General features: G+C 45.0%; 17 protein-coding genes and 1 pseudogene. 5 read left to right on the top strand and 13 right to left on the bottom strand.

What is annotated here, in order from left to right:
- Nucleotides 1–100 precede the first annotated feature (100 nt).
- Nucleotides 101–376, top strand: a pseudogene (locus ACOCD9_RS01165) (hypothetical protein).
- Between the two features lie 536 nt (nucleotides 377–912).
- Here ACOCD9_RS01165 and ACOCD9_RS01170 read toward each other — a convergent pair.
- Both ACOCD9_RS01170 and ACOCD9_RS01175 read right to left on the bottom strand, forming a co-directional pair.
- On the bottom strand, nucleotides 913–1,911 hold the full coding sequence (locus ACOCD9_RS01170) for an adenosine kinase (RefSeq protein ID WP_002774817.1): 999 nt from the start codon (nucleotides 1,909–1,911) through the stop codon (nucleotides 913–915).
- Nucleotides 1,912–2,075: 164 nt separating this feature from the next.
- On the bottom strand, nucleotides 2,076–2,288 hold the full coding sequence (locus tag ACOCD9_RS01175; RefSeq protein ID WP_104395925.1) for a DUF2555 domain-containing protein: 213 nt from the start codon (nucleotides 2,286–2,288) through the stop codon (nucleotides 2,076–2,078).
- A 148-nt stretch (nucleotides 2,289–2,436) separates the two neighbouring features.
- On the opposite strand from ACOCD9_RS01175, the gene ACOCD9_RS01180 reads away from it, so the two are divergent.
- Nucleotides 2,437–3,213: an SDR family NAD(P)-dependent oxidoreductase gene (locus ACOCD9_RS01180; protein ID WP_024969702.1), complete on the top strand. Its 777-nt coding sequence runs from the start codon at nucleotides 2,437–2,439 to the stop codon at nucleotides 3,211–3,213.
- Nucleotides 3,214–3,392: 179 nt separating this feature from the next.
- Here ACOCD9_RS01180 and ACOCD9_RS01185 read toward each other — a convergent pair whose 3' ends face one another.
- The 10 genes from ACOCD9_RS01185 to ACOCD9_RS01230 all read right to left on the bottom strand — a co-directional run bounded on the left by ACOCD9_RS01185 (nucleotide 3,393) and on the right by ACOCD9_RS01230 (nucleotide 12,569).
- Nucleotides 3,393–3,674: a DUF2470 domain-containing protein gene (locus tag ACOCD9_RS01185; RefSeq protein ID WP_002732965.1), complete on the bottom strand. Its 282-nt coding sequence runs from the start codon at nucleotides 3,672–3,674 to the stop codon at nucleotides 3,393–3,395.
- A 51-nt stretch (nucleotides 3,675–3,725) separates the two neighbouring features.
- Nucleotides 3,726–3,881, bottom strand: a complete 156-nt coding sequence (locus ACOCD9_RS01190; protein WP_287699738.1) for a hypothetical protein — start codon at nucleotides 3,879–3,881, stop codon at nucleotides 3,726–3,728.
- 295 nt (nucleotides 3,882–4,176) lie between these two features.
- Nucleotides 4,177–4,653: a hypothetical protein gene (locus ACOCD9_RS01195; RefSeq protein ID WP_419546181.1), complete on the bottom strand. Its 477-nt coding sequence runs from the start codon at nucleotides 4,651–4,653 to the stop codon at nucleotides 4,177–4,179.
- Between the two features lie 140 nt (nucleotides 4,654–4,793).
- The gene (locus tag ACOCD9_RS01200) at nucleotides 4,794–5,687 is read right to left on the bottom strand and encodes an ABC transporter ATP-binding protein (RefSeq protein WP_147069380.1); all 894 of its coding nucleotides are present in this window, start codon (nucleotides 5,685–5,687) and stop codon (nucleotides 4,794–4,796) included.
- A gap of 117 nt (nucleotides 5,688–5,804) precedes the next feature.
- A complete protein-coding gene (locus tag ACOCD9_RS01205; protein WP_079208561.1) occupies nucleotides 5,805–6,578 on the bottom strand; it encodes an ABC transporter permease in 774 nt (257 codons plus the stop codon).
- 62 nt (nucleotides 6,579–6,640) lie between these two features.
- Entirely contained in the window at nucleotides 6,641–7,264 is a 624-nt protein-coding gene (locus ACOCD9_RS01210) for a HEAT repeat domain-containing protein (protein ID WP_287699736.1), read from the bottom strand.
- 225 nt (nucleotides 7,265–7,489) lie between these two features.
- The gene (locus tag ACOCD9_RS01215; protein ID WP_287699735.1) at nucleotides 7,490–7,921 is read right to left on the bottom strand and encodes a DUF29 domain-containing protein; all 432 of its coding nucleotides are present in this window, start codon (nucleotides 7,919–7,921) and stop codon (nucleotides 7,490–7,492) included.
- Nucleotides 7,922–7,975: 54 nt separating this feature from the next.
- Nucleotides 7,976–8,788: a HEAT repeat domain-containing protein gene (locus ACOCD9_RS01220; protein WP_008201786.1), complete on the bottom strand. Its 813-nt coding sequence runs from the start codon at nucleotides 8,786–8,788 to the stop codon at nucleotides 7,976–7,978.
- A gap of 151 nt (nucleotides 8,789–8,939) precedes the next feature.
- On the bottom strand, nucleotides 8,940–10,715 hold the full coding sequence (gene pyk / locus ACOCD9_RS01225) for a pyruvate kinase (protein ID WP_149973234.1): 1,776 nt from the start codon (nucleotides 10,713–10,715) through the stop codon (nucleotides 8,940–8,942).
- A 156-nt stretch (nucleotides 10,716–10,871) separates the two neighbouring features.
- Complete coding sequence (locus tag ACOCD9_RS01230) at nucleotides 10,872–12,569, bottom strand: iron uptake porin (RefSeq protein ID WP_419546182.1); 1,698 nt, start codon at nucleotides 12,567–12,569, stop codon at nucleotides 10,872–10,874.
- Between the two features lie 670 nt (nucleotides 12,570–13,239).
- On the opposite strand from ACOCD9_RS01230, the gene ACOCD9_RS01235 reads away from it, so the two are divergent.
- From ACOCD9_RS01235 to ACOCD9_RS01245, 3 genes are read left to right on the top strand one after another with little or no spacing between them, the layout of a single operon-like run.
- Nucleotides 13,240–14,055 (top strand): Ycf66 family protein, encoded by an 816-nt coding sequence (locus ACOCD9_RS01235; RefSeq protein WP_287699732.1) that lies wholly within the window; start codon nucleotides 13,240–13,242, stop codon nucleotides 14,053–14,055.
- A gap of 12 nt (nucleotides 14,056–14,067) precedes the next feature.
- A complete protein-coding gene (locus ACOCD9_RS01240; protein WP_194017393.1) occupies nucleotides 14,068–14,604 on the top strand; it encodes a TolB family protein in 537 nt (178 codons plus the stop codon).
- A complete protein-coding gene (locus ACOCD9_RS01245) occupies nucleotides 14,601–15,119 on the top strand; it encodes a TolB family protein (RefSeq protein WP_002741428.1) in 519 nt (172 codons plus the stop codon). Before ACOCD9_RS01240 ends, ACOCD9_RS01245 begins: the two co-directional genes overlap by 4 nt.
- A 159-nt stretch (nucleotides 15,120–15,278) precedes the next feature.
- Here ACOCD9_RS01245 and ACOCD9_RS01250 read toward each other — a convergent pair whose 3' ends face one another.
- Entirely contained in the window at nucleotides 15,279–16,376 is a 1,098-nt protein-coding gene (locus ACOCD9_RS01250; protein ID WP_419546183.1) for a patatin-like phospholipase family protein, read from the bottom strand.
- Nucleotides 16,377–16,756 lie beyond the last annotated feature (380 nt).

The following is a 16,756-nucleotide window of genomic DNA, read 5'->3' on the forward strand; positions in this document are numbered from 1 at the left end:
AGTGCGATGCCGCCCTTGTAGGCCTAGTTGGGGAATGTTAGCGAAAATTCCCAATGTTTAGGTTAAAATAGAGGGCAAAAGTTGCCCCAGGGTCAAGCCAATGACAGTTCGTCAACCCCGCTACAGCAAAGAAGAATTCCCTCGACGTGGTAATGAGATTTATGAGTCTCAGGTACGTTCTCAAGTGGAGGAGGGAAATCACGGGAGAATTGTGGCGATCGACATCGAAACTGGAGCGTTTGAGCTTGCCGACGATACGATTACTGCTACCGATCATCTCTAGGAGCGTGTCCCTGATGCTCAACCTTGGCTGATTCGGATTGGACATAGAGCCGTCTTCCGTTTTGGCAGTCGCAGCCAGAGAAAGCCCGTATGATGTGTGGGGATGGGTCTTTTGTATGGCTTTAAACTTCAGATTGAGGCAGTGGAAGGTGGGCGCGTTACAATTGAGGCGCTATGACTCAGCCAAAGTTATCGGTGAAGACGGTCTAACTTTACCGTTATACTGAATCGGTTTTTAATAGCATGATTAACCCCCAATCCAACTTGAAAAACCCGCTCCCTTCTCCCCGCTCTCCTATAACTTTTAAACAGGATTTAGTATGACTATCTAGGGTTTGCTCAATAAGTACGGGCGAAGCATTCGGATAGAAAATCTACGTTTTCACCGATAGGTTATTGCCCGAATGCTTCGCCCCTACAGGACGCGGGCCGATGAAGACGCAAGGTTTTGAACGACGATTCTCTCAAAATCTTGCACCTGTTTCGCGAGAAAAGCCCCAAAACCCTTACTTTGCCTACATTTCAAATTTATTCAGCAAACCCTATCTAAATTACTCGTTAAGACTATGAGCAGGGAGCAGGGAGAAAAAACCTGACTCCCGATGACTGAAAGCTGATCACCGACAAAACCTATCCCAAAACGATCGAATCGCGCAGGGATTGAATTTCCTCGGTTTGTAAACGCGCCCCAAAAGTAGAAACCACCCGGGCAGCCGCTAGAGAAGCGAGATTTCCCGCCCCTTTGTAACCCATACCGTGGGTAATGCCGTAGAGAAACGCACCTGCGTACATATCCCCCGCGCCGACGGTATCGATCGCCTGTACGGGATGGGGGTCAATTTCCAGGAGATTTTCGCCATCATAGATCAAAGAACCACTGGCACCCCGGGTGATAGCGAATCCTTTGGCAATGGTTTTAAAATAGGCGATCGCTGACTCGATTTCCTCGCTGCCGGAAATAGTCAAAGCTTCCGACTCATTAGCGAAAACGAAATCTAACCCGGTTCCGATCATTTCCAGTAATCCCTCTCGGAAGAAGATCGCCATATTGGGATCCGACAGGGATAAAGCGGTTTTGACTCCAGCAGCCTGAGCAATTTCTCGCCCTTTAATAGCGGCAGCTTTGGCAGTGGGAGAGGTGACGAGATAACCTTCGAGATAGAGATAATCGGCATTAACGATCGCTGAAGGGACTAATTCCCGTTCGGAAATTTCCCCGGTGATGCCGAGAAAAGTATTCATGGTGCGATCGGCATCGGGAGTGACGAACACTAGACATTTTCCCGTGATTCCCACCTCTTTTTCGCCGCCGTGTTCATTGGTATGCAAACCACAGGCCCGCAGATCTTGCAGATAAAACTTACCTAATTCGTCATTGCCCACTTTACAGGAATAGAAACCTCTACCCCCCAACTGAGCGATCGCTACTAGGGTATTCGCCGCCGATCCGCCACCGCTGCGTTTACAATCAAGAGCCAATTTTTCCATCAACTGGGTTTGACGATTTTCGTCCACCAGCGTCATCACTCCTTTATCGATGCCTAATTCTTGCAGTAATTCAGGGGAGACTTGAAATTCCATATCGACAAGCGCGTTACCGATCCCATAAACGTTGTATTGTTTGCCCATAATTTAGTCGATCGCCTAAAAATACTTTGTTATTGATAGTAGGGAAATAAGGGGCAAAAAGCTAGGGGCTTTTTTCAGCCGGAGAATATCATAATCAAAAATAATGGGTGTGCTAGTCTCACACCCCCAGTAATTTGTGTTAAGTTTTATTTAACTAAGCCACTTTAAGCCTCATCGTAGGCTTCTAGATCCAACAGATAAAGATAAGGTTCGGCTAATTCCTGCCTTTGAAAAGCGATCGCCCGCAACAGATGCCAATCCCGCAAAGCCTCGAAGGGGTTACTATACTCATCTTTTTCTAGTCGTTCGGCTAAAGAAGCCATATCAGCGGCGGTATACTTGGCAATATCTTGATCAGTGAAGCTTATAACTGTCATTTGTGTACCTCCCTCGACCTTTGTTCTATTTCTAGCCTAACATATATTCTGAGTTGAAAAAATGCCTTCCCCGCCAAGTTAAGAACTGTAAATGGAAGGGTAATTGTGGTAAAATTCCAGCAAAAAAGCTATTTTTAGTTGATCTTCTATGAAAACAGCCCTCATTACCGGCGCTTCCACCGGTATCGGTGTCGTCTTTGCTCGTCAACTTGCCCAACGGCAAATGGAGCTAATTTTAGTCGCTAGATCTAGGGATAAACTAGAACAATTAGCAGCGGAATTGGGGGAACAATACGGGGTAAAAGTGACGGTTATCGTCCAAGATCTGACCGTTGCTGGGGCGGGAAAGCTAGTATATGATACGGTGAACCAAAAAGGAATCAACGTTGATTTACTGGTAAATAATGCCGGTTTTGGTGGTTATGGTGCTTTTAGCGAGCAGGATTTAGCCCGACAGTTAGAAATGATCCAGTTAAATAATCTGGTATTGGTGGAATTAAGCCACTATTTTCTCCGTCCGATGCTTGCTGGTGCTGGGGGGGCAATTATCAATGTTGCTTCCATTGCTGGGTTTCAACCGCTCCCCTATCTTTCCGTTTATGCGGCGACAAAAGCCTTTGTCCTCAGTTTTAGCGAGTCTCTCTGGGCAGAAAATAAGGACAAAGGCGTTGAAATCCTCGCTCTTTGCCCCGGTCCGACGGAATCGAATTTTTTTGAGGTGGCCCGATTTCCCAGTGCCTTTATGGGCAAAAACGGCCGGTTAGATTCGGCGGAAGTGGTGGTACAAGAGGCTTTAACTGCCTTGGCAAACAAACGCCCCAACGTGGTAGCCGGTAAATTGGCTAATAAAATTATCGTCAATCTGCCCCGTTTTTTACCCAGAAGTTGGATCGTGTCTTTGATAGAAAAGCAATTCAAGCTATAACTAGGGTCTGCTGAAAAAGTTTTTCCGGGGGGTAGGGTGTGGGGTTTTACATATTTTCAGGGAAAAAGTAGCTCAATTTCCCCCGGATTACCCCCATGGCTGACACTTTTTAATGGCGAAAAAGTCTAAAAGTTTTATCCAACAAGGTTGTTAGATTTATGGCGCAAAATCGAGCTTTGTCAAGGGGTGGTTTGATTAACTTTTAGCATCTCAACCAGAATATTATGGGCATCCTTGGCTGATTCTAGGGTGCGCTCAAAAGGTATTCTAATTGTTTGACTCTCCCCTAATTTTTCTATGGCTAAATCCATGCCTTCGGGATCGATGGAGAGCATTTGAGCGGTTTCTGCATCGGTAATATTGCCGTAAACTTGAGCGTAGAAAAGCACGGCATCACCGTGATCTTTATTCATGTGTTTACAGATGCGATCGCTAATGGCGGGAGTGATAGTTTCAGACATAATATTCCCGAAAAAAATCGATAATAAGGTGGGGACGGATAAAAGCCAGTTCTAAATCGAGGCAAATGGGGGGATATTAGTTAGGGTAGCGCAATTAATCGCTAATTGCCAGATAATTTGGGCGTGGGCATGGCAGACATCAATAATAAGTTTAATATTATTTTCTTGACAAAAATCCTTAATTGTGCATTGATCTAATTTTCCCACTGAAGGTCAATCGGGGTAGAGAGTAAAGTCCGGGGCTGCCCGCGCATTTAATACTAAATCCGTTGAGTATAGGCTACTTATGAGGATAGGCAAGAGGCAAGAGGCAAAAGGAGGAATAGATAATCAGTCTTTAATAACTGGATTTAGTATAAATTGCCTGTTGAGATGAAACAAGAGGCAACAGTAAAGGGATTGGGAGAGATTCAGCTAATCGGATAGGCGATTAAAATGCCTCTTAGCTTAAAACCCCACACCCTGCCCCCAGAAAAAACTTGTTCAGCACACCCTATATATTTTATCGTTCACAACCGACAACAGAAGCGGTGTAGGTATTACCAATGTGCTGAATACCATTGACAAAAAGATTGACTAGAAAAGGTTGATCATTTGCGCGTACTGTGGCAGTAATTGTTAAGGGTTTATCGGGTTCGATTCGTACTCCATTAGTATTAAAAAATTCCTCATTAGTTTGATCGCTATACTTGAGAAACAGCCGAATATCAAAGGAGGCAGCCCTGGGAACAGAAACCGTAACGATAAACCTCTGAAAACTTCTACCCCCCGGAACTGCCCAATCGGTATTCCAATTATTACGAGTTATCGTGACACCGAAAGGCCCCGGAATAGTGGGTTGCGAGACGGTTTTGGTAATTTCACTACCCTCACCCCCTAATAAAGAAAGTGGCCGACAATTTTGCGCCGCTGCCGGTAGCTGTGAGCTTAATAATACCGCCGATAGACTCAATAACCCAGTGATAGAGGTTAATTTCATTATTGATTCTGTCTCCAATTAATAGAACCTATCCAAAAATTATAGATGATCATGACGGTAAGAAAAACGGCGATTTAGCTTAATCGAGGCCAATTACTGAAAAAAATGCCGATCATCAACCTGAATTTTCAAAAACGTGGTTAAAATTGATTCATAATTTCCATATAAATATGTTCTAACTGTACCGTCTGACGGGCGAGAGAATCAATATTAATGCCATCGAATGCCTGAATAATCTCGCTTAATTCTAGATGTTCATGTAACCAAAAAGCTAAATCTTTTCCGTAAAATTTGGGAGTAAATCCTAATTGTTTACCTCGATTTATTGCCGCTTCTTGATCCTGGGTATCCATGATAATAATTTCTTTCGCAGGAATATGCTGACGCAGCTGATTTAAATTACCTTCGGCAATAATACGACCTTGTTTTAAAATCCCGATACGTTGACAGAGACGCTGTGCTTCATCGAGGAGGTGGGTAGTTAATAAAATTGTCATTCCCTGTCGCCGTAATTCTCCGATTAAATCCCAAATTTCATAGCGAGATTCGATGTCTAAACCGGTGGTTGGTTCATCGAGAATTAATAATTTTGGCTGATGAACAATAGCCACGGCAATATTCATCCGGCGCTGCATTCCACCGCTTAAAGTTTCCACTGGACTACGGGCGCGATCAAGCAAATTTACTGCGGATAAACTGGTTTTAATCCGATGACGACGCTGGTGGCGATCGAGTCCATAAATCTGAGCAAAAAAGTTGAGATTTTCCTCACAAGTAAGGGATTTGTACAACAAATTTTCTTGCGGGGCAACCCCAATTAATTCTTTAGTAACTCTGGAAATTGGCAAATAATTAAAGGTAATTTCTCCCGATGAGGGTTTTAATAAATTACAAATTAAGTTAATAGTGGTGGTTTTTCCCGCACCATTGGGACCGAGTAAACCGTAAATTTCCCCCGCTTCAATATGAAAGTTTAATTGATCTAATACTAAGCGTCTTCCGTAATTTTTTTTGATATTATTAATAGTCAGCATTTTTAATAAAGTAACAAGGATAGTCAGGAGTCAGGGGACAGGATTAGGGAGTGGAAGATATGGGAAGACAAATTAATGAATACTCTTGCCTTTTCTAACTGATAACTGATAACTGATTTACAGTCGGCGTTCAAGGTTTAACATTTGTCGATAGGTAAGCCAACCACCTGCTACCATAGCTAGAGCAAAAAGACAGAGAAAGCGAAAATGAGAGTTAATATCTTGTAGATTTTCGCCCTTTGCCCAAACAGCAATTAAAGCTTCATTCATGTGGTAGATCGGGTTATATTTAGCCAGAGATAGAATATTGTCGGGGAATAAAGCAGTTGGGAGAAAAACGCCGCCTAAAATTAATAAAGGAACCCCAAAAGTTCCCACCAAAGCATTAACATCTTCTGTTCTTTTCGCCAGTTGAGTACCGAGGATAAATCCTAAACCCACATAGGCGGTGATACTAAGAAAAATAATTAATAATTCTAGAGGAATTGAGCCTTTAAAAGTGGCTCCATACTGTTTAGCAATAGAATAAACTAAAACTGTCTGACAGGCGGCAATCGCACAATGGGCGAGAAAAATGCCGATAAAATAGGAAACACCGCTTAAAGGCGATAAAAATAACCGTTTAATCGTTTGTTGCTCCCTTTCTGCCACTACCGTCGCCACGGTTCCCCCCAAACAACTAAAGAAAAGTGCCGCCCCGACGAGGGTGGGAGGAGTAGCCAGAGCCATCGCCTCGTCAAGCTCAATTTTGCCTTTTTCTGCCATAATATAGCCATTTAAGAGCAGGACAAGGATCGGGAAAATGCCCCAGAGGATTAAGCTACGCCCGCGCCGGATTAATTCTACTAAAATTCGTTGAGCGATCGCTAAAATTTCCTGCCAATATTTCATAGAATGTTAGTGTAATTGTTTCTCCCTGTAGAGAAATAAGTTTTTCTACTTTCGACTTAGGCTTATTGTAAGTGTTCCAGAGCTTGATCGGCGCGCAATCTTACCACTATTTCCGCTTCCGTCTCCCGAATCTGTCCTAAAAGTTCCCGAATCGCCCCGCGAAATGCCGCCGCCGCAGTTCCTAACCCCTCCAATCCGACGATCGCCGCATATCTAACCACCCACTCTGCATCCCCTTGCGAAAGTTTCTCCAGTGCCGTAAAAACAGCCTTATGAGCCTCAGAAACCCGACTTTCCTCCAAATCAGACCAAATTATATTTCCTAAGCCTCTAGCCGCCCCTCGCCGCACGCTAAAGGAAAAATCACTCACCGCCGCCTCAAGCAATAAGTCCAATCCTCGCACATCGCCAATTCCTGCTAGGGCGCGGGTTGCCCAAGCTCTCGCCCCATAATTATAACCGTCTAGGTTGGCCAGTAAATAGGGAACCGCCGCTTTGCCGATGGCGATTAAACCATCCACTGCTGCCACGGAGGCACCGGGGTTATTATATCTCAGCACATCGGTGAGGGTGGGTATTGCCGCTTCACTTTTGGCGGCGGCTAAGTTTTCCACGGCTGTTAGTAACTCATTAGCTGAGTCGGCTTTTTCGACGGCAATAATTAAAGTCTCAACGGTGGGAAGCATTGGTTATCATTGGAGGGGATGAGGGGTTGGGGTGTGGGGTGTGGGGGTGTGGGGAAGTGGGGGAGTGGGGTGTGGGGTGTGGGCTTCGGCCGTGAGCTCAGCCGAACGGGTGTGGGGTGTGGGGAGAATAAATAAAATAATCTCCTGTCTCCCGACTCCTGACGACCGGCTACTGACTGCTAACTCCTATCTCCTAACCCCACCAACAAACTTTTAAAGATAATTTTATCGCCAAACTTTTTTCTGTAAAATCTGACTAATTTCTTGGGGAAAAGGACAATCATTGGGAAAGTTAAAGGATTGATAATCGGGGTTATCTCGCAAGCTTTTTAAAGCCGTGGCATAGCAATCTAAAAATACTTGCTCCCAGTAGGTTTTTAAACTAGGACAATCGGTCAAAAGTTCTTCTAGTTCCCGTTGACTGCGCCCGATAGTTTCTTGCCAACCTCGATAATCCTCAACGTAGTCAGTATAGCAGAGTTTGAGGCAGTGTTCTAAGATGGTGGTTAACCGGTTGCGGAGTTCACGTTTTTGACTTCTGCCCAAACTTTCTATCTCCTCGATCAAGTTTTCCCAGTCAACTTTATCAAAGTTTTTTTGTTTTAACAGAGTGATTGTTTCGTTTAGCCAGCCAGCATAATCAGTTTGAATTAGCATAAAACCTCTGGATTTTATGAGTTTGAATTTAGATAAAAACTAACCAATTATTGATTACAATAAACTATCCATTAAAGTGAGAATTTCCGAGATATTTTCGCCCCTAGAATTAGTTTTTAGATGGTTTTCTAAAAGTTCCTTGAGAGCAACCAGTTTCAGACTATTTTCCGCCAAAGTATTAGCGATCGCAGGAGCAGCCGGCAGATAACCCGTAGCGCCCAAATCCATTAAAGCAGAACGGCGCAGCTGTAATTCTTCCCCTTGCAAGGCATTAATCAGAATATCGCCATAGTGGGGGTTAGTCGTGAGTTGATAGAGGGCGCGAGCAGCCGCATAACGCACTTTTTCGACGAAATGCTTTAAAAACGGTTCGATGAGGGGAATCGCTTCCGTCGCTTGCAGGGTTCCCAAGGCTTCGATAATCGCTTCGTAGGGTTGGACTAAATGGGGTTTTCCCGCCACTAAAACAGCCCCTTCGATGCCACCCTCTAATAGTTTCTTTAAAGGTGCGATCGCGCTTCGATCCTGAAGCATTTCCAATGCCTGGGCAGCCGATTCGCGCACATAATAATCTTCGCAGTCGAGACAGGCAATCAAAGCGGGAAGACAACTGAGATCATCTAATTTCCCTAAAGCGCTGGCGGCATTGCGTCGCAGGGGATAACCGCCATCGGGAGTGCGATCGCTTTCGTCCTCTAAAGCGGCAATTAACGCCGAAATCGCCTCCGGTTGACGAACACGAAATCTACCCAACCACCAAGCGGCATAATAACGCGCTCCTAGGTCTTCTCTTTGCTGGATATTAGCGATCGCTTGTTCAACAGTATAGGCCGGATTATCGACGGGAGGAGAGTAAGAATCGCTCATAGACAAGTGAAAATGGGTGTAGGGTGTGGGGTGTAGGGTGTGGGGTGTGGGGTGTAGGGTGTGGGGAAGTGGGGAAGTGGGGATAATAAATAAAAGCTGCCTCCTGTCTCCTGTCTCCTGTCTCCTAACTGGGAAAAAACTGACTCCTGACTCAGTTTTTCATAGTCGCCGCACCCTTGCCAATACCAGAATAAATCAAACCCCGTTGAGCATCGAGACTAATGATCACCCCTTCGCGGATAATTTTCGTGGCATTTTTAACCCCGACAATCACAGGAATACCCAATTTTAAACCGATAGTAGCGGCGTGATTGTTCATCGCGGTATCTTCGGTGATAATTCCGCCAGCTTTCCGCATCATATCCACATATTCGGCGCTGGTGGTGGGAACGACTAAAATCTCCCCACTACTAAAACTACCCACTTCTCGGGCATTATGGGCTACTCGCGCCCGGCCACTAGCCACACCCTGGCCGATACCCGTACCCTTGCCCAAAAGGGATTTTACCACTTCCACCTTAATTAAATCCGTGGAACCAGCCACCCCTTGCAGAGTTCCCGCCGTCATCACCACTAAATCACCATCTGCGAGGAGGTTATTTTCCTGGGCGAGATTCATCGCCACTTGAAAAGTTTGGCTGGTGGAGGGTAAATCGAGCAATAACATCGGTTTTACGCCCCAAACTAGCTGTAACTGCTGTGCCACTTCTCGATGGGGAGTAACGGCTAAAATCGGGGTTTTGGGGCGAAATCGGGAGACGTTACGGGCAGTAGAGCCGGTTTTTGTCAGGGTAATAATTGCCGCTGCCCCCAATTGTTCGGCAATTTGACTAACTGCCGAGGAAATAGCGTTAGGAATCGATTGTTTATTGTTAGAGCGAGCGGCACTATTGATCTGTTCCCGTTCGATCCTTTCGGCAATGCGGGCCATGGTTGCCACTGCTTCGATGGGATAATGACCCACAGCCGTTTCATTGGAAAGCATGACCGCATCAGTGCCATCTAAAATCGCATTAGCCACGTCCGAAACCTCGGCACGGGTGGGACGAGGATTACTGGCCATACTGTCAAGCATTTGAGTGGCGGTAATAATCGGGATGCCTAGCTGATTAGCAGTATTAATCAGGCGTTTTTGCAGGATTGGCACGTCTTCGGCTGGTAATTCTACTCCTAAATCTCCCCTGGCCACCATCACACCATCACAGAGGGATAAAATTGCCTCCATTTCCTCGATCGCTTCGTGTTTTTCAATTTTAGCGATCACGGGGATAGATTTACCCGCACTGGCGATTAATTCTTTAATTTCGAGAATATCTTGGGGATTACGCACAAAACTGAGGGCGATCCAATCCACATCCCACAGCAGTCCGAACATTAAATCTTTTTTGTCCTTATCGGTTAGAGCTTTTACCGACAGATAAACGTTGGGAAAATTTACCCCTTTATTACTGGATAAGACACCCCCAACCACCACGCGACAGGAAAGATCACCTTTCAGACGATCCACTGATTCCACCCGCATTTCGACTTTACCATCATCAAGGAGAATTCTCGAACCTTCTGGGACTTCCTGGGCTAGAGAGGGATAGCTAATGGAACTTATTTCCTGATTACATTCCACATCCCTAGAAGTAAGGATAAAGGGTTCCCCCGGTTTCAGGGTAATCGACCCACAGGCAAATTTACCTAAACGAATTTTTGGTCCCTGCAGATCCTGAAGGATGCCAATCGGTTGATTGAGTTCAAAGGCTAACTGACGGATCAAGTTAATGCTGTGACGATGGTAATCGTGATCGCCATGGGAAAAGTTTAATCTAAATGTCGTCGCCCCCGCCTTGATCATCTGACGTAATGTTTCCTTATTTTGCGAGGCTGGGCCAATCGTGGCCACAATTTTAGTGCGACGGGGGAAAGACGGAGAGTGCATAGATAAGCAACTAAATAGGCGAAGTAAATATAGCAGCGTTTGGGACGCTCCGATCATCTTCTCATAAATGGTTATACCCAGTGAAAAGTTAAAAGTAAAAAAACGGTGAGATTTATAAATCCCACCGTTTTAGATTGTTTAATCAATCAAGTTAGCTTAGAAGCGGAAAGTTGTCCGGATGACACCGACAACAATGCTGTTGTGTGAGTTGTTGGCATTGAAGACCGCATAAACGCCTGGGGTAATCAGGATATTTTTGGTGACTGGGAACTTATACTGAGCTTCCACCATGTAGGAAGTGCTATCTTCCTTGTCGGAACGGGGTACTTGACCGCCTCCCAAAGAAAGGGCTGCACCTTCGGCAAAGAGATCGAGAACCGAGAAGTTAAGGTTCCAAGACCAGATACCAGTGCTATTATCTCCGATCGCCTCATTAACTCCTGTGGCCGAGGCATCGGCATAACCAGCCCATGCCCCTATATTTAAGACTCCAGGGATAACTTGAGCGCTACCCTGTAAACCGAAACGGTTAGCAGTAGTACCAACGTCACCGAAGGGAGTTTCCGTCAGAGGGCTGCTGATGCGACCGAATAAACCACCAGAACGAGGATTAGCAATATCATCAGCGGTTTGATAACTGTGAACGTAAACGAAGTTAATATCGGCAAATTTGATGAAGGAGAAACCTACCTGCGCGCCAGCACTGTAGGAACCATTGAACAAACCGTTACCCGGTTCAGGATTGGAGGCACCACTGCCGGCCAGATAAGCCCCTGTAACTTGGAAAACATCGCCGACATTGAATCGAACCCCTGCACCTATGCCAGAAGGACCACGGAAGACGATGTTATTGTAGCGTTGACCGCGAGATAAAGCACCCGTGCCGCTATCGGCGAGGAAGGGGTTAGCAGTGATGAAAACGTCATCAAGGTTAAGGGCGTTAGCACCAACCCAAACGGTGATGTCACCGAAGGGAGTGCCGATGGGAGTGCGGTAGAACAAGTCATCGATGGTTACATCGTTGTCACGACCGTCATCGTATGCCAGACGGGTCATGTTGGTTCTCGTCGGACCACTTTGGTTGAAAGTGTTGTTAAAGTTACCCGCTTGTAAACGGGTTCTCAACAAATCTTTACCGGTGAAGCTGGTTTCAAAGTTGAGTCGAACCCGATTATTAAATACTGTTTGACTTTCATCTTGATTGCTGCCATTATCCTCCCTCGTACCGTCAATCTCTGTAATGGAAGCTCGACCACCCCAGCTATCGGCGATACTGAAAATTACCTCACCTCTGAGTTTGGTGGTGGTAGAAAATTGATTATTTTCCAGGAAAGAAACCCGCTGTTCCAGGTTATCTACTCTAGCCCCTAAAGCCGCTAGTTCGGTTTCAAATTCTTGAACAAGACGTTTTAATTTATCGATATCTTCTCTGAGTACAGCGACACCATCTTGAATTAAGCGTTCCATGACGTTTAAACAAGCGTTTAAACCTGCGGCAAATTCCCAACGAGTGGTGGCGCGATCACCACGGAAGGTACGGTCGGGATAACCAACGATACAACCGTAACGCTCCACAAGGCTTCTTAATGCCTCGTAGGCCCAAGCGGTGGGAGATACGTCCCGCAGTTGGTTAACGCTAGTCACCTGGGACATGGAACCCTGATAAACACCCGTATTAATCTGCTGACTATTTTGGGCGCGTTGAATGCGATCGAGTTGTTGTTGTGCTACCGGATCAACTTTGAGTTGAGGTGTACCGGAAACAGTTTGAGCTACGGCACCACCTGCGGCGGCCAGGGAAGCACCCAATACTAAAGGAGTTACCTTTGTTAAATTCTTGATTAGTTTTGACATGGGTCAATCCTCACACCTTATTCTATGGATTGAATGAACTATGGATACAAGCAGACTATTTGCTTAGCCTGAATTATACTCACATTCTATGCTAATTCCCTCTTGGCTGGGTTAAGTTAATTTTATGATATGACAGAAAAATTTCTGTCTGATCTTATTAAAATTAGGACTTACGCCCTTGACAAATTAACCATGATGTGCATCGATGAAAATTGGTCGTTTCAGAAGCGATCGCTCAAAGGTGATCAAGAAATCAGGTTCAAATGCCCGAAACCCCTAGCACACATTTTGTCAATCCTGTCAATGGGTAATTCCTAAAGATTTTGTTAAAATCTCAGCCTTTTCAGTGATCAGTTATCAGTTATCAGATGTGAGTTTTCAGTTCACTGTTTACTGTTCACTGTTCACTGATAAAATCTCCCCACTTCCCCACTTCCCCCCGCAACGCGCACGAAGTGGTCTCCCCACTTCCCCACTTCCTCAACAATAGTTGTGTGAGCTAGGCTCGATCGAGTAAGTTAGAATCGAGGATGATAGATATAGTGCTAGACTTGGGGGTTAGGATATAGATCGACTCCTTGAGTTAAAAACAGCAGGATTGCTTCTGAAAGCTGAGGGCTAGAGATAAAGACTCGATTCTTAAATTTAAGCACCGAGAAGGGAGATAAAGATGGTCAATTTTGGGCTGAATTCGGCCAGTATCTTAGGAATTTTTCTGGCAGTAGCCGGAGCCGGGTTATACTTCCTGCGCTCGGTGCGGCCGGAACTTTCCAGGGATCATGATATATTTTTTGCCGCCGTTGGGTTACTGTGCGGTTTAATTTTACTTTTTCAAGGGTGGCGACTGGATCCGATTTTGCAATTCGGACAATTTTTGCTGACTGGGGCAGCGGTGTTTTTTGCCTTCGAGACGGTAAAATTGCGGGGTTTAACCACGGAACAGGCCCGCCGCGGCACCTCTTTTGTGGATGAACGTCCTGTGAGTCGGGAATATCGGGCCGAATTGGAACCCCTCGACACCTACGAACCAGAGGAACGTTACGAAGATAATCCCCGTTTACGCGGTTACGAGGAGCCCCGCTCTTCCCGCACTTCTAGTTATCAGGACGAGGAACCCCGCAGCACCCGCACCCGTCGGCCGGCCGATACTAGCAGTCGCAAAACGGCTAATCGTCGTCCCCGCAATAGTTCCCCCACTAGCGATCGAGATGTTTATGATCAGCGCCGTAGCGGTGATGATTGGGAAGAAACCAGTCCCCGTCCCCGTCGTCGTCCCGCTAGTGAAGAAACGAGCAGTAAACCGCCCCGCACTGGACAAAAACGTCGTCCTCGCCCAATAATTGAGGACGATCCGCCATTTAAAGGTGAATACGTCGATTATCAACCGATCGATCCTAGGGATACGAGCGATCAAGAAGATTGGGAGAGACCGGATAATAGTGAACGGGAGTCGAGTAATGATCATCCGACTAGGTTTGATTATTAAGGAGTAGGTCCGATGACCAAAGCTCCCTTTTTCCTGTTTATCTGCTTGTTTTTAGGGGTTATAGGCGGTTGTAATCTCAATAACCCCGGTTTCTCTACAGGAACCCTCAATAGTCGCTATAATGACGAAAAACCTGCCCTGAGTGGTGATGGTCGTTGGCTTGCTTTGCTGTCTAATCGTCGCGGTAGTAATCAGATACTGCTGTATGATTTGCAGACAAAACAATACCAGACCCTAGGGGGATTATATACGGGTCAAGAAATTACCGATAGCCCCAGTTTAAGCCAAACGGGGCGTTATCTGGCTTATGTGGTGATTATTGAGGGTCGTCCCGTCATCGCTTTATATGATCGCATTACCGATCGCTCTGAGTTATTGAGTCAAAATTATCGCGGTTGGTTGCGAAATCCCCGTCTTAGTCCCGATGGTCGTTATCTTGTCTTTGAATCCGCTCGTCGGGGACAATGGGATGTGGAGGTTCTTGATCGCGGTCCGAATATCGAGTTAGATATTGCCGATGGCAGTCCCGTTGAAAGTCCCAAACCGTGAAACGTCATTTTTTTATTAGTCTTGTTGCTGTAATTAGTTTGTTAACTGGATGTGCGGGTTATCCCAGTTTATTGTCTTTTCCTTTCGATCGAGGGGGGAGAAGTTTAAATAGTGCTGCTAGTGAATTAACTCCCTATCTTGCCTCTCGCTATCTCGTTTTTGCTTCCGATCGCAATGGTTCCCAAGCTATCTATCTTTTTGATGCTATTGATCGCCGTTTACTGTCTTTACCTGGCCTAAATTCTCTCGATCAGATCGCTTCTAGTCCTTCCATTAGTGAAGATGGTCGTTATATCGTTTTTACTGCTAGTCGTCAGGGAAAAACGGCTATTTATCTGTACGATCGACAAACTCAACAGAGAAGGGAAATTGCTCCCGATCTGCTCGCGGAAGTACGCAATCCGATCATCAGTGCCGATGGTTCTAAAGTGGCTTTTGAAGCGGCAAAAAATGGGCAATGGGATATTATGATTTACGATCTATCTGGACGGGTATTAGTCAATGAAAATCAGTGATCATTAGACCTCTTATAAAAATCAAAAATTGTTGTTAGGGTTAGGAGTCAGTAGCCAGTAGTCAGTAGTCAGGAGAATAAATAATAATCAATTAAATAGTCTATTGACAGATTTTATGCCATTTAATCCTTATTTTTGCCGTTTTTGAACCCTCAAAAATTATCTTAAACCCATAGCTTTTAGTCGATGTTCTAGAAATTGTTTTCCCTGTTTTTCCCCGTCAGCAATCAGACGCTGGATATTGGCAGGAGAGCGATCAAGTTTACTTTCATAGTTGAGACTATTGGCTAATTCCGCAGACATTTCGATCATCGGAATATGGTAATCTTGATCGGGATCTTCCGGGAAAGATTTAGGAATTTTAAATGGTTCTTTTAATTCGATCTCGCGCAAAAATTCCTCTTTAAAGGCTCCTTTGAGAAATAATTGATTGAGAAAGTCAATCTGATCGAGACTTTGAAATAGGGAAACATTGCCTTCTAATTCATTGCGGCGATCAGCAATATCATCGGATTGCACGGGGATCTTATCTCTAGAGGTGGGATTAATTTTAATTACCCAAATTTCATCGGGAATATTTTCGATTCCAACAAATTCACGGCGAATTAAAGAACGGATGGGGGGATTATCAGAAAATAGTCCATCCCAGTAGGCCATAGTTTCAATGGTGACAGCAGGAAAAATGTTAGGAACACAAGCAGAAGCTAGGATATGTTCAATTTTAACTGCTTCCTGGCGCGAGCTAAATTTACTTAACTTTCCTGTCAGGATATTACAGGCCCCAATTAATAAAATTGGTGGTTCTGGTTTAGCTCCCCAGGTGGCTAATTCCGAAAAGTCAATATGCGCTCTTAGTAACTGATCAAAGTTGGTAAAGCGACTGCGTAAACCGTAGGTAGCTATAGAAAATAAGGTTTTAGTAATCGGAGAGGAAGGACTGAGATTATACTGGGGAATTAATCCTTTGCTGGCTAATTCTAGAGCTTTAATAGCTGAGTCATTAAATAGTTGTTCTTGGGGAGTTCGAGCGCTATTATCTTCCCAAAAATCAATCATTCTTTTCCAAACGATGCTATCACCTTTTTTGAGAGCATACCAGGTGAAAAAGGCACAGATAGCACCGCCAGAAGTACCACTGAGACTGACAATATTAAAGTAGTCTTGCACTTTATTGTCAAATAATGCTTTCAAGGCGCCAGCAGTAAAAGCAGTTTGACTGCCGCCTCCCTGACAAGCGATCGCGATTTTGGCTTTCATAAATATCCTTTAAATGGCTTCTATCTAAGCCCTAGGCTTTTGATTTAAGGTTAATTGAAAACCTAGAATCGGATGCAAAAATATAGAAATTTTTCTGATTTTCAGAAGAGCTGCCCGGGATATTTTGCTATCACTTCTAGGAAAGGATAAGTAGGTAGGTATTAAAAACTTTCAGATGTCCCCCTTATTAAGGGGGGATTAAAGGGGGGACTAAGGGGGGATCGGCACCCCCCTTATCAAGCTGTCCTTTAGTCACATCTTTCTTAACATTTCAAACCTTTGTAGCACAAGGCTTTCAAGACTCGGTTAACAATTTGTAATATTCCTTGTTGACACCCTTACTGACAAAGAAAAAACTGAAATCAAGTCAGGATAAGGGT

Origin of the sequence: Microcystis sp. (genome assembly GCF_048564745.1) — a bacterium.
Classification (GTDB): domain Bacteria; phylum Cyanobacteriota; class Cyanobacteriia; order Cyanobacteriales; family Microcystaceae; genus Microcystis; species Microcystis ichthyoblabe_A.